This window comes from Halobacillus sp. GSS1, assembly GCF_017307035.1.
GTDB classification, from domain to species: domain Bacteria; phylum Bacillota; class Bacilli; order Bacillales; family Halobacillaceae; genus Halobacillus; species Halobacillus litoralis.
Genome location: NZ_JAFLHE010000001.1, coordinates 1,073,363 through 1,091,315, shown reverse-complemented (window position 1 = coordinate 1,091,315; position 17,953 = coordinate 1,073,363). Strand labels below are relative to the sequence as shown.

General features: G+C 41.5%; 24 protein-coding genes. 15 read left to right on the top strand and 9 right to left on the bottom strand.

All coding sequences use genetic code 11. The features are described 5' to 3' along the window. Positions 1 to 75: 75 nt before the first annotated feature. The 6 genes from J0K78_RS05800 (at position 76) to J0K78_RS05775 (ending at position 4,332) form a co-directional block, all read left to right on the top strand. Complete coding sequence (locus J0K78_RS05800; protein ID WP_206945920.1) at positions 76 to 660, top strand: O-methyltransferase; 585 nt, start codon at positions 76 to 78, stop codon at positions 658 to 660. A gap of 36 nt (positions 661 to 696) precedes the next feature. Beyond that, positions 697 to 1,350 carry a uridine kinase gene (gene udk, locus J0K78_RS05795; protein ID WP_160915150.1) on the top strand — a complete coding sequence of 218 codons (654 nt, stop codon included), beginning with the start codon at positions 697 to 699 and terminating at the stop codon, positions 1,348 to 1,350. A gap of 162 nt (positions 1,351 to 1,512) precedes the next feature. Continuing rightward, positions 1,513 to 1,989: a transcription elongation factor GreA gene (gene greA / locus J0K78_RS05790; RefSeq protein WP_160915148.1), complete on the top strand. Its 477-nt coding sequence runs from the start codon at positions 1,513 to 1,515 to the stop codon at positions 1,987 to 1,989. A gap of 654 nt (positions 1,990 to 2,643) precedes the next feature. Next, entirely contained in the window at positions 2,644 to 3,330 is a 687-nt protein-coding gene (locus tag J0K78_RS05785) for a YrrS family protein (protein WP_206945777.1), read from the top strand. A 16-nt stretch (positions 3,331 to 3,346) separates the two neighbouring features. Continuing rightward, positions 3,347 to 4,039: a 5'-methylthioadenosine/S-adenosylhomocysteine nucleosidase gene (gene mtnN, locus J0K78_RS05780; RefSeq protein WP_206945776.1), complete on the top strand. Its 693-nt coding sequence runs from the start codon at positions 3,347 to 3,349 to the stop codon at positions 4,037 to 4,039. Positions 4,040 to 4,104: 65 nt separating this feature from the next. Then, the gene (locus J0K78_RS05775; protein ID WP_206945775.1) at positions 4,105 to 4,332 is read left to right on the top strand and encodes a YrhC family protein; all 228 of its coding nucleotides are present in this window, start codon (positions 4,105 to 4,107) and stop codon (positions 4,330 to 4,332) included. 44 nt (positions 4,333 to 4,376) lie between these two features. On the opposite strand, the gene sigK is transcribed toward J0K78_RS05775, so the two are convergent. The 8 genes from sigK to sda all read right to left on the bottom strand — a co-directional run bounded on the left by sigK (position 4,377) and on the right by sda (position 10,978). Continuing rightward, complete coding sequence (gene sigK, locus J0K78_RS05770; RefSeq protein WP_089654342.1) at positions 4,377 to 5,090, bottom strand: RNA polymerase sporulation sigma factor SigK; 714 nt, start codon at positions 5,088 to 5,090, stop codon at positions 4,377 to 4,379. Between the two features lie 138 nt (positions 5,091 to 5,228). Then, positions 5,229 to 5,615, bottom strand: coding sequence for a monovalent cation/H(+) antiporter subunit G (gene mnhG, locus J0K78_RS05765; RefSeq protein ID WP_160915140.1), 387 nt, complete (start codon positions 5,613 to 5,615; stop codon positions 5,229 to 5,231). Then, positions 5,596 to 5,889, bottom strand: coding sequence for a Na(+)/H(+) antiporter subunit F1 (locus tag J0K78_RS05760; RefSeq protein WP_370551065.1), 294 nt, complete (start codon positions 5,887 to 5,889; stop codon positions 5,596 to 5,598). The genes mnhG and J0K78_RS05760 overlap by 20 nt, the downstream gene beginning before the upstream one ends. Positions 5,890 to 5,907: 18 nt before the next feature. Continuing rightward, positions 5,908 to 6,384, bottom strand: coding sequence for a Na+/H+ antiporter subunit E (locus J0K78_RS05755; RefSeq protein WP_206945774.1), 477 nt, complete (start codon positions 6,382 to 6,384; stop codon positions 5,908 to 5,910). 6 nt (positions 6,385 to 6,390) lie between these two features. Further along, entirely contained in the window at positions 6,391 to 7,875 is a 1,485-nt protein-coding gene (locus J0K78_RS05750) for a Na+/H+ antiporter subunit D (RefSeq protein ID WP_206945773.1), read from the bottom strand. Next, the gene (locus tag J0K78_RS05745; protein ID WP_206945772.1) at positions 7,868 to 8,206 is read right to left on the bottom strand and encodes a Na(+)/H(+) antiporter subunit C; all 339 of its coding nucleotides are present in this window, start codon (positions 8,204 to 8,206) and stop codon (positions 7,868 to 7,870) included. Before J0K78_RS05745 ends, J0K78_RS05750 begins: the two co-directional genes overlap by 8 nt. 3 nt (positions 8,207 to 8,209) lie before the next feature. Next, positions 8,210 to 10,546, bottom strand: a complete 2,337-nt coding sequence (locus tag J0K78_RS05740; RefSeq protein WP_206945771.1) for a Na+/H+ antiporter subunit A — start codon at positions 10,544 to 10,546, stop codon at positions 8,210 to 8,212. 279 nt (positions 10,547 to 10,825) lie between these two features. Continuing rightward, on the bottom strand, positions 10,826 to 10,978 hold the full coding sequence (sda, locus tag J0K78_RS05735; RefSeq protein WP_160915210.1) for a sporulation histidine kinase inhibitor Sda: 153 nt from the start codon (positions 10,976 to 10,978) through the stop codon (positions 10,826 to 10,828). A gap of 338 nt (positions 10,979 to 11,316) precedes the next feature. Here sda and J0K78_RS05730 point away from each other — a divergent pair, with 338 nt between their 5' ends. The 8 genes from J0K78_RS05730 to J0K78_RS05695 are packed head-to-tail and all read left to right on the top strand — an operon-like array spanning position 11,317 to position 16,342. Next, on the top strand, positions 11,317 to 11,841 hold the full coding sequence (locus tag J0K78_RS05730) for a YqeG family HAD IIIA-type phosphatase (RefSeq protein WP_206945770.1): 525 nt from the start codon (positions 11,317 to 11,319) through the stop codon (positions 11,839 to 11,841). Next, a complete protein-coding gene (gene yqeH, locus J0K78_RS05725) occupies positions 11,841 to 12,941 on the top strand; it encodes a ribosome biogenesis GTPase YqeH (protein ID WP_206945769.1) in 1,101 nt (366 codons plus the stop codon). The genes J0K78_RS05730 and yqeH overlap by 1 nt, the downstream gene beginning before the upstream one ends. Before the next feature lie 11 nt (positions 12,942 to 12,952). Beyond that, entirely contained in the window at positions 12,953 to 13,789 is an 837-nt protein-coding gene (aroE, locus tag J0K78_RS05720; RefSeq protein WP_206945768.1) for a shikimate dehydrogenase, read from the top strand. A gap of 1 nt (position 13,790) precedes the next feature. After that, positions 13,791 to 14,081 (top strand): ribosome assembly RNA-binding protein YhbY, encoded by a 291-nt coding sequence (gene yhbY / locus J0K78_RS05715; protein WP_160915122.1) that lies wholly within the window; start codon positions 13,791 to 13,793, stop codon positions 14,079 to 14,081. Between the two features lie 12 nt (positions 14,082 to 14,093). Continuing rightward, complete coding sequence (locus tag J0K78_RS05710; RefSeq protein WP_206945767.1) at positions 14,094 to 14,666, top strand: nicotinate-nucleotide adenylyltransferase; 573 nt, start codon at positions 14,094 to 14,096, stop codon at positions 14,664 to 14,666. Then, positions 14,650 to 15,210 (top strand): bis(5'-nucleosyl)-tetraphosphatase (symmetrical) YqeK, encoded by a 561-nt coding sequence (gene yqeK / locus J0K78_RS05705; RefSeq protein ID WP_242517699.1) that lies wholly within the window; start codon positions 14,650 to 14,652, stop codon positions 15,208 to 15,210. Before J0K78_RS05710 ends, yqeK begins: the two co-directional genes overlap by 17 nt. A gap of 45 nt (positions 15,211 to 15,255) precedes the next feature. Continuing rightward, on the top strand, positions 15,256 to 15,609 hold the full coding sequence (rsfS, locus tag J0K78_RS05700) for a ribosome silencing factor (protein WP_206945766.1): 354 nt from the start codon (positions 15,256 to 15,258) through the stop codon (positions 15,607 to 15,609). A gap of 16 nt (positions 15,610 to 15,625) precedes the next feature. Further along, the gene (locus J0K78_RS05695; protein ID WP_242517698.1) at positions 15,626 to 16,342 is read left to right on the top strand and encodes a class I SAM-dependent DNA methyltransferase; all 717 of its coding nucleotides are present in this window, start codon (positions 15,626 to 15,628) and stop codon (positions 16,340 to 16,342) included. Between the two features lie 117 nt (positions 16,343 to 16,459). Here the strand turns inward: J0K78_RS05695 and comER are convergent, their stop codons facing one another. Beyond that, on the bottom strand, positions 16,460 to 17,269 hold the full coding sequence (comER, locus tag J0K78_RS05690) for a late competence protein ComER (protein WP_206945764.1): 810 nt from the start codon (positions 17,267 to 17,269) through the stop codon (positions 16,460 to 16,462). A gap of 72 nt (positions 17,270 to 17,341) precedes the next feature. On the opposite strand from comER, the gene J0K78_RS05685 reads away from it, so the two are divergent. Next, a complete protein-coding gene (locus J0K78_RS05685; protein ID WP_206945763.1) occupies positions 17,342 to 17,926 on the top strand; it encodes a helix-hairpin-helix domain-containing protein in 585 nt (194 codons plus the stop codon). Positions 17,927 to 17,953 lie beyond the last annotated feature (27 nt).

Here is a 17,953-nt window from a genome sequence, read left to right as displayed (position 1 = left end):
GAAGGGTGAAACTCGGTGAATCAAGAAGAATATTTGCAGTCATTGCTTTCAGAGCCTTCCAAAGATGTAAAGAGAATGGAATCCGAAGCAGAAAAACAGCGGGTACCAATCATGGAACCGTTAGGAATCGATTTTCTCATGCAGCTTCTCAGGATCCACCAACCAAAAAAAATCCTGGAGATTGGCACAGCTATTGGTTATTCAGCGCTTCGAATGCTGGAAGCCTGTCCAGGTAGTCATATAATAACGGTCGAACGTGATGAACAGCGATATAAAGAAGCCTTGAAGAATATTAAGGCTATGAACGCAGAGGAACAGATCCATGTCATACACGGCGATGCGCTAGAGGTAGCATCTACCATTGAAAAAGATGGTCCGTTTGATTTATTATTTATCGATGCAGCGAAGGGGAAGTATGAAGAATTTTTCCATCTGTATTCCCCGATGGTATCCGATCAAGGCGTCATTCTTTCTGATAATGTACTATTTAAAGGTTTAGTGGCTGACGATTCAGAAGCAAGCCCAAGAATGGCGAAGATTGCTGGTAAGATCAGGAGATTTAATGAATGGCTTGTTCAGCATCCTGATTATTATACAACCATTGTGCCCCTGGGAGACGGGGTTGCAATTACGAAAAAGAAACATAAGCACAATAATTAGATAAGAATGAAATGGATGAAAGGAGCACCCAGGAGCATGAGTGATAAACCAGTAGTGATTGGAGTAGCGGGAGGATCAGGATCAGGGAAAACGAGTGTCACTCGTTCGATCATCCAGCGCTTTACAGATAAGACGTTATTAATGCTAGAACAGGATTATTATTATAAAGATCAAAGTGATGTACCGTTCGAGGAGCGGTTACAAACAAACTATGATCATCCTCTAGCTTTCGATAATGACCTTCTCATTGAGCATTTGGAACAATTGCTTGAACAAAAGCCTGTAGAAAAACCGGTCTATGATTATAAGATGCATACCCGTTCAGATGAAACCATTCATGTCGAACCTAAAGAAGTAATTATCGTAGAAGGGATTCTTGTCCTGGAAGATGAACGTCTCAGAGATCTCATGGATATTAAAGTTTTTGTAGATACAGATGCAGACGTAAGAATTATCCGTAGATTAATGAGAGATATTAATGAGAGAGGCCGTTCACTTGACTCTGTCATCGAACAATATATCAACGTCGTTCGTCCTATGCACTTGCAATTCGTAGAACCGACGAAACGGTACTCAGATATTATTATTCCAGAAGGTGGACAAAACCACGTGGCCATTGATCTTATGGCAACGAAGATCCAAACGGTTCTCTACGAAAAAGGACAAACAGTGACGAAAGAAAATAGTTGAAATACTACCAAAAATCTGGCATAGTTTTCACTAGTAGTTCTAAATCATAATGTCCTCGGGTAAAGTATAGTTAATCATCTTTAATGAGCGTACAATCGTACTGCTCATTTCCTATATTAAGGACATCATTTTTTCTTGTATTTAAAGGAGTGTATTTGGACCATGGCAGAAGAAAAAAGTTATTATATGACGGAAGAAGGTAAACAAAAGTTAGAAGAAGAATTGCATCACTTAAAAACTGAGCGACGTAAAGAAGTAGTCGAACGGATTAAAATCGCTCGTGGTTTCGGAGATCTATCTGAGAACTCTGAGTACGATGCAGCTAAAGATGAACAAGCATTTGTAGAAGCACGAATTACACAAGTGGAAAATATGATTCGAAATGCAGTCATTATTGAAAATGATAATGCGAATCCCGACACGGTTACAATGGGTAAATCTGTAACGTTCCAAGAGCTTCCGGATGGAGACGAAGAAACATACACGATTGTCGGAAGTGCAGAAGCTGACCCATTCGAAGGCAAAATCTCAAATGACTCTCCAATGGCTCAAAGCTTAATTGGACATGTTGTAGGTGACAAAGTCAAAGTCGCGACACCAGGCGGAGAGATCGACGTAAAAATCATCACAGTTGAATAATAAAAAAGACAGGGGGTTCCCCCTGTCTTTTTTTATGCCTACATACGGCTCATCTTAAAGTATATGGCAGGTTTCTTGAAGACTCAGTTTCGAGACGTTTGTTGAGGGGATGGGGGCTGCGGGGAATGACTCGCTTTCCGCGGGAGCGCGGTGAGCCTCCTCGGACTGCGTCCTGTGGGGTCTCACCAAGCACTTTTTCCCGCAGGAGTCTCGCCATTCCCCTTCGCCCCTTAACCAAGTATGGTTCTCGAAACCACTACTTTAAAATCAGCTTGTATGGATGTGAGAAGTGAATGATTTAAACTCTACCTCGTTGACGTTTAGCATACGCAAATGCTTGATAGAACGCACTATATGCCCGCATAGGGGAGAAGATTTGGAACCTTATTTATGAATACAGGTGTTCGAATCATCCACTTCCCTCAACCATTCAAGCTGACCCTTTTAGAAGTGGTTTCGAGACACTGTCAAGGGGCGAACCGTTTCCCGGAGCCTCTAGAATCACACAAACATCTCGAAACTGAATCTTCAACTAAAGGGAGCGATAGTGAGGTTTGGAATATAGCCCGGGAAATGAGATAGGAAAAAGAAAGCATTGGTAAGAGTCAAAACTTCATGTATAATAAACGGCGAGTAAAAAGGAGGCAGAATATCATGTCGAACAAACAAACCCCGTATTCCCGCTCAGGTCGTTATGAGAAAAAGCGTCGTGGTACGAAAATGTTGACTTGGCTTGTAGGGGCAGGCGGTGTTTTCATGGTGTTACTCATTGGAATAATGGTCTTTGGTGGAGAGGAACAAAAAGGACAAGCGCAGGATAAAGAAAGTCAACAGGTCACAAAAGAAGAACAAGGTTCAAATGAAGATGCTTCGGAAGAAACCGGCAAGAAGAGTGAAAAAGATGATAAAGAAGTAAAAGATACAGAGGAACAAACAGATAAACAACAGGTTTCCATTGAAGAATTTGAAGAACTGAAGCCGATTGAAGACGAAAAAGGATTGAAAATTGAGAAAAGTGATGACCCTAATGTAGAACGTGTGATCACAAAGGATTGGCCGGTTATCCCTACAGAGATGGAAACAAACGGCGAACATGGGATTACCTACCAATCAGGTACACAGGACTATGAAGAATTAAAGCAGGCAATCAGAAGCGCTGTCGGCCTTTCTGAGGACAATATCATCTATTGGGATGTAAGTAACAGAGGTCACCCCCAAAAAGCTAAGGCAACGGTCTCTGACAAAAATAAGACCGGATATCTCCGGGTACAGATTGACTGGATCGATGGACAAGGGTATAAACCAGTCAAACTTGAGATTCTAAAAAATAAAAACGGTTGAGAGAGGAAGTTCAGTAATGGCCATTGGAATTATTGGAGCTATGGATGAAGAAGTTGAATTATTAAAAGCAAATATGGAAGTAGCCTCAGAGAAAGAGGTAGCGGGCAGTCATTTTGTTGATGGCCTTTTGCATGGGAAGGAAGTTGTTTTATTAAAGTCGGGCATTGGTAAAGTTAATGCAGCGATGGCAACGACTATTCTTCATGAACAATACGAAATTGATGCCGTCATCAATACTGGATCAGCTGGAGGTTTTGCCAAAAATCTTGAAGTGGGTGACGTGGTCATTTCATCCTTAGTGACACACCATGATGTCGATGTGACAGCTTTTGAATATAAATATGGACAAGTTCCGGGCATGCCCGACATGTATGCCGCAGATGAAAAACTTGTGAAACAAGCGATGACTGCTGTCGAAAAGACAGATGCTAAAGCAGCGAAAGGTATCATAGCCACAGGTGATTCCTTTATGCAGGAGGAATCCAGGGTGGATTTCGTTCGAGGCAAGTTTCCTGAGATGATTGCAGCAGAGATGGAAGCTGCTGCGATCGCCCAGGTTTGTTATAAGTATGGAACACCATTTGTTGTCATTCGCGCGCTGTCTGATATCGCCGGTAAAGAATCTTCCATTTCATTTGATCAGTTTCTACCGAAAGCTGCAGAAAATGCGGCTGTCATGATCATGGAAATGGTTAAAAACTACGAATGACATTTATTTCCACCGACACTATGATTCTCATATGTTAAGATCTTCATAGTAGGAGGTGGACCGTTTTGGATACTTCCCAAGAGTTAAAGAAAAAAGTAATGGATTATAAACGGTTCGTGATGACGCTATTAATCATGAGCACTTATCTCTATATAGGTACATTGATCAGCCTTTATGAATACGGTACAAAGACTTATTTGTTTTTGTATCCGGTCATTGGACTGACCCTTTTCACAGCTTTCCTCATGACTTTGAAAATCAGAAAATGGAAACGACAACTCATAGAGGACTGAATGAAACAGCCACTCCATTCTCATAAGATGGTAGTGGCTGTTTTTTATCCATTCTTCCCTTGTTTGCTCTGCTTATAGAATTCATGAAAAATTTTCATTAATGCTCGCTTTTCGATTCTTGATACATAACTCCTTGATATACCCAGCTCTTTGGCAATTTCCCGCTGCGTTTTCTCTTCTGTCTGGTTTAGTCCATATCGGAAGATAATCACTTCTTTTTCCCGCTCATCCAATACAGTAATGAAATCTTTAATCTTCTCCAATTCCATATGAAGTTGAATTTCTTCCACAATATCCGTAACATCTGCCTGAAGAATATCAAGAAGGTTCAATTCATTTCCTTCTTTATCATGGCCGATCGGATCCTGCAGTGAAATATCCTTGCTCATTTTTTTCGTTGACCTGAGGTGCATGAGGATTTCGTTCTCAATGCAACGTGCGGCATAAGTGGCAAGTTTCGTCCCTTTTCCTGTCGAATAACTTTCTATTCCTTTAATTAAACCAATGGTGCCGATAGAAATAAGGTCTTCAAAATCTTCTTTTGTGTTTTCAAACTTTTTCACAATGTGTGCGACAAGTCGTAAATTGTGTTCAATCAGTTTGTTCCTGGCTTCATGACTTCCTTCTGCCATCAATTGGAGTTGTTTAGCTTCTTCTTCTGGAGGCAGGGGATTCGGAAAAGCCTGGTTTTTTACATAAGACATGAAGAAGAGAGACTCTTTGAAAAAATAAAGGATGGAAGCGATGAGACTGCTCATAGGACGCACCTCCTCAAGGATTAGGCGAATGCCTACAACATACTTATGTCCTTGAGATGTCGTCTGTGCTTGTCTGTCGTTAAAAATAATGTTCATAAAGGTAAAAAAATGCCCCCATTGGAATGGAGGCATGTCTTATTATGAATCTGGTGCTTGTCGCTTCTGCTCTTTTTTTAATACTTCTGCGTATTCATCCTTAACACTCTTTTCCCAAAGAGGAACACCAGCCCGGTAGGCAGCTCTTGATATCATATGTCCCGATACCGGAGCAGTCAACAGGACGAAGAATATTCCGAGAAGCAGCTTACCACTTACGATGTCATGTTCTACGTAGTGAAACAAAAATGCACCGATCATGATTCCAGAAACTCCGAGGGTCGAACTTTTTGTCGCTGCATGAAGTCTTGTATACACATCAGGAAAACGCAAAATTCCCAGGGAGCCAGAGATAAGGAAAAAGGCACCAATCAATAGAGATAGACATATAGTGATGTCGAAAATTAAATTAATCCATGTCCCGCTCAATGATAACACCCTTTTCTAAGAATTTCGCCAGTGCGACCGTACCGATAAAGAGTAGTATACCAATCAGTAGGACGACGTCATTAAATCGTGTTGTTACGAGCAGGACGGCGATTAGTCCTGCTAAAGCCATGAGATTTATTCCAATGATATCAAGGGCAACCGCTCTATCTGGATTTGTTGGGCCAAGGATTGCGCGATACAAAAGAAGAATCACGGAGATTGCTACAGCAACAACTGCAATGATCGCTGATATTTGTATCCATGTTTGCGTCATATTGAGGATGTCTTCCATTTAACGGGTCACCTCCATGATACGCTTCTCGAATGAATTTTTAATTTCACTCACAGATTCCTGAACATCCGGCATATCCATTGCATGAATGAAAATCTTCGTATGATCCTCACTAACTACAACAGATAGGGTTCCGGGAGTCAATGAGATCAAGTTGGCGAGAAGAGTGATTTCAAAGTTTGTTTTTACATCAATCGGAAGTGCGAATATCCCTGGCTGCATATCCATTTTTGGCTTATAAACATGCTTGACAATGTCGATGTTGGACAAGAAAAGTTCTCGTATAAACAAGAGAATGAGAAGGGAAAACTTCCACGCCCGTTTCATATAGAATGAATCTGGTACAAAACGCTGCAGGACGAAGAGGAGTATGATTCCTAAGATATAACCGACAAAGAAGGTTGTGAAATTGTATGTTTCGCTCAGGAACATCCACATCATAGCGATGATGATGTTCAGTACGATTTGTAAAGGCATCAGCTTCTACTCCTTTAACACAGAATCAATGTAGAGTTCTGGATCCATCATGTATTGAGAGATGGTTTCTATTGTCGGGAAGAACCATTCAGCACCCACACCGAGGAGAATGGAAACCGTAAGCAGACCGGCAGCGGGAATAGCCATTCGTTTTCCTTTCTTTTCCCGCTCAGGAACAGGAATGTCCATTTTTTCTCCCCAAAATCCTCTGATGAATATTCTGATCATTGAAAATAGGATCAATAGGCTTGAGATGAGAGCGGTGATGACGATGAAGATTTCCTCTTCACCTAATCCGCCTCGTAATAATAATAGCTTTCCTATGAAACCACTGAAAGGTGGGATTCCAGCCAGTACCAAGGATGCTAGAAACATAAGCCATCCGAGAACTGGATAATGGTGAATCAATCCCCCCATTTTACGGAGATCCGATGTCCCGGCTACATATGCAGTAGCTCCCGCCAAGATGAAGAGTGCTCCTTTGATTACCATATCATGAACAAGGTAATAAATGGTCCCGCTTATTGAAACCTCTGTAAAGATTCCTATCCCCATAAGCATGAAGCCTACGGCTGGGATGATATTGTACGCGACAATCAGCTTAATATTGTTGGTTGAAAGAGCACCAACCACTCCGAATATCATCGTCAATGCTGCTAAATAGATGAAAAGGGTGTGCGTCAAAGCAACCTCTTGATTAAATATCAAGGTGAACGTCCTCAAGATTGAATAAACCCCTACCTTAGTTAACAAGGCTCCGAATAAAGCGGATACAACCGGATTTGGAGATATATACGGTCGTGGGAGCCAATAATAAAGAGGAAAGACGGCCGCTTTTGTTGCAAATACAAAGAAGAACAAAATAGCAATGGTCGTTAGAATTCCCTGTTGGTCCACTTCCTGAACCCGCTGAGCAGCCTGAGCCATGTTGACTGTTCCCACAACCGAATATAGGAAAGCTATGGTTGTGACGAATAACATGGAAGAAAATAAGTTGATCAGCACATATTTGATTGATTCCCTAAGTTGTGCCTTACCATTCCCAAGGACAATCAAGCCGTAGGAAGCCATCAAAAGTACTTCGAAAAATACGAAGAGGTTGAATAAGTCACCCGTTAAAAATGCACCGCTCACTCCTGAGATCAACATGAAGAAGAACGTATAGAAGTAAAAGGATTCTTCTTTTTCTGATAAGGATTGAGGTGCAAAGAAAACACTCGCTACAGCAATAATGTTTGTAGTCAGAACCAAGGTCATGGCAAGTAAATCAGCGACAAGCACAATGCCGAAGGGGGCTTCCCAGCTCCCCATTTCAAGAACGATGTTTCCATTGCCTCTCACTTGCAGGAAAATCAACCCGACCACAAGGAGGTTAATGATTGCAAATGCTTTGGATAAATTTCGAACTAATTTTGTTTTTGTGTGTATGAAAGCTAAGAAGATGCCTGCTAATAAAGGCAGCAGAATAGGCAATACAGCTAAATTACTCATAATCGTTACCCCTTAATTGCTCCATATTATCAGTTCCGTTAATTTTTGCAGCACGATAAGCCAATACAAGTAGTAGGCTTGTCACGCCGAAACTTATGACGATTGATGTCAAAATCAATGCTTGTGGGAGCGGATCCGTGTAATTTTCTACTCCTTCAGTTAGTACAGGCGGTGCACCTGTTTTTAACTCTCCCATAGTAAGGATGAACAGGTGGGCTCCATGTGAAATGAGTCCTGTACCAATGATGATTCGTAACAATTGCTTTTGAAGGAGGTTGTAGACACCCGTAGTGAAGAGAATGCCGGCTAAAACGGCCATAATAATTTCCATGTATTATTCCTCCTCCTTGTTCTTTCTCAAGCGGATTAATCCGTAAATAGCCATGGCTGCAATTCCAAGTACAACAATTTCAAACAATGTATCCAATCCACGAAAATCAACAAGGATGACGTTTACAATGTTATCTCCGCCGCCGAGTTTGTAAGAGTTGTCTGTAAAGTATTCAGAAATTGAATCAAAAAACTTACTGCTGTGAGATGAAATGGCTACCATGGTCATTAATGCGCCGAAACCGATAGAAATAACAAGATTAAGCACCTTCGTACTTGCGGGTTCATCTTTTTTACGTAGCTTTGGTAAATGGTAAAAGACAAGCAGGAACAAAGCGACGGTTACGGTTTCTATGATTAATTGAGTTAGAGCAAGGTCAGGTGCGCGGTATAGGACGAAAAGCATTGATAACCCATAACCTACGACACCAAGAATGAGGATGGCCGCTATTCGATTATTGGTTAGAGCGGTACCTATGGCTGCAATGACCATTGTCACGGCGACAAGTATTTCTGGAGCCGTAATCTCAGCAACATTCGAAGCATCCACTGTGAATCCACCTGTGATGGCCATGAAGGCGAATGAAACGACAATGATGGCCGCTAGGATCAATCGGACATATCGTCCAAGGGAACCATTCATGTATCCTTTTGTGATGGTCGTAGAATATCGTTCTACGCGATCAACGGCGCCGTCATAAACTTTGTTCATACTTAGAACTCCGGGCACAATGTTGTAAACGGGCATCCAGACTTTTCGGGATAGGGCCAGGATACTTCCAAAGACGAGAACAGTAAGGGACATAATGAATGGCGGAATAAATCCATGCCAGAAATATATGTGTTTCTCTTCTAAAGCTGCGCCTTTGACAGCTTCAGCCGCATGGGCGATAAAAGGCTCATTAATCAAACTTGGGAATAAGCCAATAATGACGACACCAGCTACTAGAACCATCGGTGAAATAAGCATACCGATGGGGGCTTCGTGAGGTTTTTTAGGCAGTTCATTCAAATGTGATGGACCACGGAAAGTACCAAAGAAAAAGTACATGGAATATACAAAAGTAAATATACTTCCTAAAACAGCTAAGTAAGGTACACTGGTTTGCAGTATTCCGGCGATCCCGGTACTAGCTGCCTCCAAGTGCAGAGAAGATTCAAAGAACATCTCTTTACTATAGAACCCGTTTAAGAACGGCAGGGGCACTCCAGCCATTGAGAACGAGGCAAATAATGCAAGAGTGGCTGTCATAGGCATAAATGTCATCAGGCCACCAAGTTTCCGGATGTCCCTTGTCCCTGCTTCATGGTCAACAATACCGGCCACCATGAATAGACTGCCTTTGAACGTAGCATGGTTCAAAATATGGAATACAGCGCCGAAGATTGCCGCTTTTGTCCCGAATCCAAGCATAGCCATAATCATTCCAAGCTGACTGATTGTGGAGAAGGCTAAGATTCCTTTCAAGTCTGTTTGTCTTACAGCCATATAAGAACCCCAGCATAATGTTACGATCCCTGCAATTGATACAATGATAAAAAACCATTCATTGGCGGAAAGCATAGGGGAATAGCGGGCAACCAGATAGATGCCTGCTTTTACCATAGTTGCCGAGTGTAAATAAGCACTGACCGGTGTCGGTGCTTCCATAGCATCTGGGAGCCAGATGTGGAATGGAAATTGAGCAGACTTTGTAAAAGCGCCCAGTAGTAATAGAATCAGTATCAATGGGAAATATTCATGGTTAAGGATCAACTGTTGTTGATCTATCATCCCTCGTATACTTGACGTGTTCGTCAACACACTCATAAAGATTAGAGCACCCAAAAGACTCAACCCACCAAAAACCGTGATGAGCATCGATTTTAATGCACCATATCTTGATTCTTTCTTATAGTTCCAAAATCCGATCAATAAGAAAGATGAGAGGGAAGTGAATTCCCAAAAGCTGTAAAGGGCAAATACGTTGTCAGATAATACAACTCCCAGCATAGAGCCCATAAATATGAGGAAGTACACATAAAAATGTCCCAGTTGCTCCGATTTATGTAGGTAAAAAACCGAATAGAAGGCAACTAGGGCGCCGATTCCGCTGATTAATAGAACAAAAAGTAAACTCAGTCCATCCAGATGAAAGACCATATTCATATCAAGGGATGGAATCCAGGAGTACTCATGGACGACTGGTTCGAAACCAGTACCTAAAAAGCGGGCAAAATAAATAAAAACCAACACAGGTACAATCGTAACGAAAAATCCTGTGTGAACCTTTTCTTTCCATTTACTTAACATTGGGATAAAAATAGCAATGATAAAGGGCAATAATACAGCCACCAACATGTGGTATGTTCCTCCTTTGACGTAACCTTCTTCTATTTTTTAATTGGATTTTGGATGTACGTAACCATGTGTTCACTCAATTGTAATCAAAAAAAGGTTCATTATTCAACTGTAGCATACCGGGGATATGCGGCGATAGGCTTTATTTAGTCTGTCCTTATAAATAAGAAGAAAGACATCATTTATCCAAATAAAAAAGTCATAAAAAAAACTCGCCCTCTGCTGGATGGACGAGTATTTCTCGAGTGGAGACTAATCATTTGTCATAAAGTGTAAAATTCAGCCTACATGTGAAATGTGCTTTTCAAGAAGATGCTGGATGGATCGCGTGTTTATTTCTCGCCTGATTTGTTCAATGAACTCATCTGAAAGATTGAGTTCTATGGCTTTGTGGTAAGATTGTATTAGTAGGGAATCCGATAATTGCTTCATGCCGCTGTCACACATGTGACAGTCACCTCCCGCTTCATTTGGATCACTGAACGTTCGAATTTTTAATGTATTCTTACCTTATCACGACCCTTATTTCGCCACAATATGGAAGTTATCTACATAAAAATGTAGATAACTTTTTGGAAAAAGAGGTTTAAGTGAGTGATAACAAAGAAGTTACTGTGTGGAATATGTGAATAAACTTATCCACAACCTATTTTTGTCGGGATTTGTCGAACGATTTTTGGTCTTACCGTAAGTCTTTTTGAAACATGCTTCGATTTTGTATATGATGGTGAAGGAGATTTTGCCGTTGTATGAGGAGATGAACTGTATAGATGTTAAAAAACTTTTTACCTGATGAACATGTGCCGAGCGTTTTTGATATCGACCCGGACAAATTAAAAGAAAAAGGAATCAAAGGTGTGATTACCGATTTAGATAATACCCTTGTCGCCTGGGATGTACCGGATGCAACAGAAGAGATTAAGAGATGGTTCGATAAAATGAGCGATCACGGCATCCAAGTTACAATTGCTTCTAATAATAACGAAGCTCGAGTAAAGCTTTTTTCACAGCCGCTGGATACGACCTTTATCCATAGTGCGAAGAAGCCATTATCGAAGGCTTTCAAGAAGGCTCAGAAGCAGATGAAGCTGAAGAAGGATGAAGTCGCTGTAATTGGAGATCAACTGCTCACTGATGTCCTGGGTGGGAATTCCGCTGGGTTCCATACTATCTTAGTTGTTCCTATCGTGGAAACAGACGGATTTATTACAAAATTCAACAGAAAGATTGAAAGACGAATTTTAAATTGGATGCGAAGAAAAGGAAAGATTACATGGCAGAGGAGAGATCAGTGATGGCTGAAATACAATGTCAAGGATGCGGAGCCGTCATACAAACGACAAACCCGGAAGAAGCAGGCTATGCCCCAGCTTCAGCACTAGAAAGGGAAGATATCATATGCAAGAGGTGTTTCCGCCTGAAACATTATAATGAAGTGCAGGATGTTCCATTTCAGGATGATGACTTCCTTGAAATGCTGAACCAAATCAGTGATACAAAAGGGCTGGTCGTTCAGCTTGTAGATATCTTCGATTTTAATGGAAGCTTTATTTCAGGATTGAAGCGGTTGACTGGTAACAATCCTGTCATACTTGTGGGGAACAAAATGGACGTACTTCCAAAGTCCGTTAACCACGGGAAGGTCAAACATTGGTTGAAACGTTCAGCTAAAGAGAATGGCTTAGAGGTTGAAGATGTGTTCTTAATCTCGGCAGAGAAAAATCAAGGAATTCAGCAATTATCCCAAGCGATCGAACAATACCGTGAAGATGGAGATGTTTATGTAGTGGGGACGACAAATGTTGGCAAGTCAACATTTATTAACACTCTTATTTCAAATACATCTGGTGTTAAGGATGCCATTACGACATCGTATTTCCCTGGTACAACTCTAGGTTTTATCGATATACCATTAGATGAAAAGAGCTCCCTTTATGATACACCAGGGGTCATTCAGCGCCATCAGATGGCTCACTATGTATCAGATAAGGATTTGAAGCTGATTACCCCGCGTAAAGAAGTCAAGCCGAAAGTCTATCAGTTAAATGAAGAGCAGACGCTTTTTGTAGGCGGCCTCGCACGACTTGATTTTGAGACCGGTGAACGGAGTTCTTTCGTGTGTCACTTTTCTAATGAATTGAACATTCATCGTACAAAGTTGGAAAAAGCCGATGAACTGTATAAAAATCATTTAGGAGAACTATTAACACCACCAGACCAGGATACTATCAATAAGCTACCTCCGTTGAAAGGTCACACATTAAAAATCAAAGAAGACAAAATGGATATTGTCTTTTCCGGGCTCGGCTGGGTGACTGTTCCAGAAGGTGGTATCACGGTAACAGCACACGTGCCGGAAGGAGTGAAGGTGTCCTTGAGAGAGTCACTCATATAGGAGGGGATCATTTGTACAAACTAGGGTTGATCGGCCACCCGATTGGTCATTCCATGTCTCCATGGATTCATGAAAAACTTATGGAGCAACAGGGGATTGAAGGAAGATATGAACTCTTGGAGATTCAGCCGGATGAGTTTGATGAAAAAGTCAATTTATTGAAGGAAAAAGGGCTGGATGGTTTCAATGTAACCGTACCATATAAAGAGAAAATCATTCCATATCTTGATAGTCTGGATGATAGCGCCCGACACTTGGGCGCTGTGAACACTGTTCATCATACTGATCAAGGATGGATTGGCTATAACACCGACGGAATAGGCTTTGTCCATTCTCTGAAAAACCGTTTTCCGGATATTTTCCACAAAAATGCAAAGGCCTTATTGTTGGGAAGTGGAGGAGCGGCAAGAGGGATATTTGAAGCACTTACCAGATCTAATATCGATCGTGTAGACATAGCCAATCGAACCATGAAAAGAGCCGAGGACCTCATTCAGGATATACCTTCGAAGGTGTATGCTAGTGCTCTGACACTGGAGCAGGCGAAAAACACACTCATGGACTATGACTTAATAGTTCAAACAACAACGGTCGGGATGAATCCTGATTATAATCACATGATCGTATCATTAGATCACTTGACAGAAGGAACCGTTGTAAGCGATATTGTTTACCGTCCTATGAAAACGAAATTTTTAAACGAAGCGGAAAAAAGGGGAGCGCGTCTCCATTTTGGACATGAAATGCTGTTGCAGCAAGCCGTTTATGCCTTTCAAATATGGACAGACACCGAGCCTGAGTCTTCGCTATTGCTCAATGAATTCGAGCAGAAATTGAAAGGGGTATAGAATGTTAACTAGTAAACAGAAAAAGCATTTACGAGCGGCTTCCCATAATATACAGCCGATTTTTCAAGTCGGAAAAGCCGGCGTGAATGAAAATATGACCAAACAGATTGATGAAGCTCTTGAAAAGAGGGAACTGATAAAAGTAAGCATTCTGCAAAACTGCTTTGAAGATAATGATGTTGTTGCGAATGAGATTGTGGAAGCAACCGATGCTCATATTGTGCAGGTGATTGGAAATACCATCATCCTTTATAAAGAGTCCAAAGAAAATAAACAAATCGAATTACCATAAAGGGGAAGGTCAATGAAAAAAGTCGGAATTCTTGGCGGGACGTTCGACCCTCTTCACCAAGGTCATTTAATTATGGGGGAGTTTTCCCGTGAAGCCATGGACCTTGATGAAGTATGGTTCATGCCTTCCTATATCCCTCCACATAAACAGGAGTCTTCAACTAATCCCGAGACACGACTTGCCATGGTGCAGATCGCAATCAAGGACCATCCACATTTTCGAGTTTGTGATGTTGAATTAGTCCGTAAGGGAACATCTTTCACGGTCGATACCATGACTGATTTGGTCAAACGATATCCTGATATTCAGTTCTTCTTCATCATTGGAGGGGACATGGTCGAACATTTACCGAAGTGGCACCGAGTCGAAGATCTTTCGGAAATGGTCCAATTCATCGGAGTCGAAAGACCTGGTTATGGGTGGAATAACGAGATTCCCGTCCATTTTGTTGATATCCCGTCAGTTGATGTATCTTCTACCATGATACGCGACCGTATTTTACAAGGGAAAAGCGTTCGCTATTTAGTGCCTGAAGTTGTAGATACTTTTATAAAGGAGCATCACCTGTATGAAAATGAGTCGTGAAGAAGCGCTTGAATATGTGCGTCCTGCTTTGAAAGCCTCCAGATACGAACACACAATGAGGGTGACAGACAAGGCTGTTGAACTTGCGGAGCAGTTCCATGTAGATGTTAAAAAGGCGGAATTGGCAGCTGCTTTCCATGATTATGCGAAGTATAAACCTCTGGAGCTCATGAAGCGTTGGATTGAAAGTGACCGTCGACTGCCGAAAGATTTATTGGATTATCACCATGAGCTTTGGCATGGACCAGTAGGGGCTTTAATGCTTGAACAAGAGGTTGGGCTTGAGGATGCTGATGTCATATCTGCCATCAGCTGCCACACAACCGGGAAAAAACACATGTCTAAGTTGGATAAAGTCGTGTTTTTAGCTGATTATATAGAACCTGGTCGCGAGTTTCCTGGAGTGGATCACGTACGGAAGAAAGCCGAAGAAAATCTGGATGAAGCATGTGCCTTAGCTTTGAAGAATACCATCATTTTTCTTGTTGGTAAGGAAAGGACCGTTTATCCGGACACGTTTCATGCATATAATGATTTAATATGATCAATCGATCATGGAAAAGATAGAGATGAAATAGGGAGGAAACCCATGGAAAGTAAAGAATTAGTAAATTTAGCAGCACAAGCATGCGATGAAAAAAGAGCGCAGGATATTGTTGTTTTAGATATGTCAGAAGTTTCTTTAATCGCGGATTATTTCTTGATTTGTGAAGGGTCCAATGAACGCCAGGTGCAGGCAATTGCGAGAGAATTGAAAAATCAAGCGGAAGAACACGGGATAGAAGTGAAGCGGATGGAGGGATTTGAGCAAGCGCGCTGGGTCCTTGTAGATCTTAATGACATCGTCTGCCACATCTTCCACAAAGATGAACGCCATTACTACAACCTGGAAAGACTATGGGGCGACGCGGATACGGTCGCTGTAGAAGGGTTAGAAAGCTGAAATGAGCTATGGGGATATGGCGCGTGTGTACGATCTCCTTATGCAGGATGCCCCCTACGAACAATGGGTGAGATTTACGAAGTTAATGCTTCAACAATATCACTCCGAGGGTCAAAGAATCCTTGATGTAGGTTGTGGTACAGGGGAGATTACCCACCGACTCCATCAAGAAGGGTTTCAAATGACGGGTATCGATTTATCTTCTGATATGTTGACCGTTGCACAACAGAAGGACCCTCAAGCTGCAATCGAATGGATCCAACAGGATATGACAACATTAGAAGGATTATCAGAATATGATTGTGTCATCAGTTACTGTGATGTCGTCAATTATTTAACTGATGATCAGAAGGTGCAGCAGGCATTCCATTCTATTTATCAAGCCCTTACACATGGGGGAGTGTTTTTATTTGATGTGCACTCTATAGATCATATTCGCAACGATCTCAGTGGTGCAACATTTGCTGAAGTCCGTGATGACCTATCTTTTATTTGGTTTTGTGATCCCGGGGAACTGGAAAACAGCCTTGTGCACGATTTGACGTTTTTTGTTGGGAATGATGGGAAATATCATCGTTTTGATGAAATTCATGAACAGCGAGGGTATGACCATATCGTTTTAAATGCATGGCTCACTCAATCAAGATTTAAAGTGCAAGGAGTATTTTCTGATTTTAGGGAAACTCCATCTACGGACGGAGAACGATGGTTGTTTGTTTGCACAAAAGAATAAAATTCATGAAAGAGTCCGTAAATGCCGGACTCTTTTTTTATTAGAGTTTGTTAAACGAAATATTCCTGTAGCAGAAGGGATTTTTTGCAGGATAATCGAAACTTTTGTCGAATGTGATTATAGATGAATGTGTTTTTTATCTTCTTTGTGTTTATTTTGGGTTGCTTCGAACATTTTTTGAAACAAAGGACCAATGTGATCTTCTAAAGCTTGTAATCCCTCCCCTGTAACTCCACCTTTCACCGTTACTTTTTCCATCAATTCTTCCAACGTCATAATTTTTTGTGCCAAAAGTTCTCCTAGTCCTACCATCATATTTTCCGTTAACGAGGTAGCTTTATCTTTGGGAAGGCCTGCCACATCACCAGCAGCTGTTATCCATTGACTGAGCAGATAACTAATGAATGCAGGCCCACATGAAACGATATCTGATGCTACACGAATGTGTTCTTCCTTCACTTCAATGGGGGTGGAGATATGCTGGAATGTCTGCTTTAATAAGTCTCGATTTTCTTGCTTTATTTTTGCTCCGAAAGTGAAGAGGCTTACACCCGACCATGCATGATTGGTTATGGATGGAACAATTCTTGCCACCTGACAAGGCGTAACTTTTTCCAACTGATCAACAGCGACCGGGCTGGTAATGGAAACAAGGCATTGGTCTTCCGTCCATTTTCCTTCTAGTGCATCAATGATGTTTTTGTAGTGATGCGGTTTCACACAGATGAAAATGATATCACTGCTATTCTGCAGTGCGGCTAAATCCTTCGCTACTTGGATCTTCGGAAATTCTTCTTGGATTTTTTCCGCCTTTTCTAATGTCCGATTGTAGATCGTCAACTTCTCAGCAGGTACGGCTCCGCTCTTAATAAGGGTAGAGATGAGCATGCTTCCCATGTTCCCTGTGCCGATGATTCCCCAATTCATTGGAATCCCTCCTTATTGATTACCTATATATCCTTATTCCGAAATTACATAATTATGAAAGAAGGTCAGAACATGAGCGTATTAAAAAGATACGTGTGGTTCATTATGGTTCTAACAGTCATTGGAGTCCTTTATTTTACCAATCCATCGAATGATGGAAAGACCGAGAGAACCGAGGTGGAGGAAGTGACCATCCAGGTTGAAGAAGAGAAAAAAACTCCTTCTGCCACCATGAAAGTTGACGTGAAAGGAGAAGTAAATACTCCGGGTGTTTATACAATGAAAGAGGGCACAAGAGTAGATGACGTCATTAAAGAGGCTGGTGGAATGACGGAAAATGCAGATATGACCAGTGTGAACCTAGCGCAAAGAATACAGGATGAAATGGTGATTTTCGTAACTTCTGTAACTTCTGCACAATCTACGTCTAACGAATCAGGTGAAGGAGATACACTTTCTGGTGAAAAATTGAGTATCAACCGTGCTTCAGCAAGTGAAATGGAAACATTAAATGGAATTGGACCTTCAAAAGCTGCTAGTATTATTAAGTATAGGGAAGAGAATGGTCCATTTACTTCTGTGGAAGATCTCGTGAATGTTCCGGGCATAGGTGAGAAAACACTCGAAGGCCTAAAGGAATGGATTACTGTTCCGTAAGTTTGACTGAATTCAGAGGTCAGAGTA

Excerpts from the sequence above, each read along its gene's own strand:
- J0K78_RS05800 (WP_206945920.1), top strand. The coding sequence starts at position 76 with ATGGAATCCGAAGCAGAAAAACAGCGGGTACCAATCATGGAACCGTTA.
- udk (WP_160915150.1), top strand. The coding sequence starts at position 697 with ATGAGTGATAAACCAGTAGTGATTGGAGTAGCGGGAGGATCAGGATCA.
- greA (WP_160915148.1), top strand. The coding sequence starts at position 1,513 with ATGGCAGAAGAAAAAAGTTATTATATGACGGAAGAAGGTAAACAAAAG.
- J0K78_RS05785 (WP_206945777.1), top strand. The coding sequence starts at position 2,644 with ATGTCGAACAAACAAACCCCGTATTCCCGCTCAGGTCGTTATGAGAAA.
- mtnN (WP_206945776.1), top strand. The coding sequence starts at position 3,347 with ATGGCCATTGGAATTATTGGAGCTATGGATGAAGAAGTTGAATTATTA.
- sigK (WP_089654342.1), bottom strand. The coding sequence starts at position 5,090 with ATGAGCAGTCTCATCGCTTCCATCCTTTATTTTTTCAAAGAGTCTCTC.
- J0K78_RS05760 (WP_370551065.1), bottom strand. The coding sequence starts at position 5,889 with ATGACGCAAACATGGATACAAATATCAGCGATCATTGCAGTTGTTGCT.
- J0K78_RS05755 (WP_206945774.1), bottom strand. The coding sequence starts at position 6,384 with ATGCCTTTACAAATCGTACTGAACATCATCATCGCTATGATGTGGATG.
- J0K78_RS05750 (WP_206945773.1), bottom strand. The coding sequence starts at position 7,875 with ATGAGTAATTTAGCTGTATTGCCTATTCTGCTGCCTTTATTAGCAGGC.
- J0K78_RS05745 (WP_206945772.1), bottom strand. The coding sequence starts at position 8,206 with ATGGAAATTATTATGGCCGTTTTAGCCGGCATTCTCTTCACTACGGGT.
- J0K78_RS05740 (WP_206945771.1), bottom strand. The coding sequence starts at position 10,546 with ATGTTGGTGGCTGTATTATTGCCCTTTATCATTGCTATTTTTATCCCA.
- sda (WP_160915210.1), bottom strand. The coding sequence starts at position 10,978 with ATGAAGCAATTATCGGATTCCCTACTAATACAATCTTACCACAAAGCC.
- J0K78_RS05730 (WP_206945770.1), top strand. The coding sequence starts at position 11,317 with ATGTTAAAAAACTTTTTACCTGATGAACATGTGCCGAGCGTTTTTGAT.
- yqeH (WP_206945769.1), top strand. The coding sequence starts at position 11,841 with ATGGCTGAAATACAATGTCAAGGATGCGGAGCCGTCATACAAACGACA.
- yhbY (WP_160915122.1), top strand. The coding sequence starts at position 13,791 with ATGTTAACTAGTAAACAGAAAAAGCATTTACGAGCGGCTTCCCATAAT.
- J0K78_RS05710 (WP_206945767.1), top strand. The coding sequence starts at position 14,094 with ATGAAAAAAGTCGGAATTCTTGGCGGGACGTTCGACCCTCTTCACCAA.
- yqeK (WP_242517699.1), top strand. The coding sequence starts at position 14,650 with ATGAAAATGAGTCGTGAAGAAGCGCTTGAATATGTGCGTCCTGCTTTG.
- rsfS (WP_206945766.1), top strand. The coding sequence starts at position 15,256 with ATGGAAAGTAAAGAATTAGTAAATTTAGCAGCACAAGCATGCGATGAA.
- J0K78_RS05695 (WP_242517698.1), top strand. The coding sequence starts at position 15,626 with ATGGCGCGTGTGTACGATCTCCTTATGCAGGATGCCCCCTACGAACAA.
- comER (WP_206945764.1), bottom strand. The coding sequence starts at position 17,269 with ATGAATTGGGGAATCATCGGCACAGGGAACATGGGAAGCATGCTCATC.
- J0K78_RS05685 (WP_206945763.1), top strand. The coding sequence starts at position 17,342 with ATGAGCGTATTAAAAAGATACGTGTGGTTCATTATGGTTCTAACAGTC.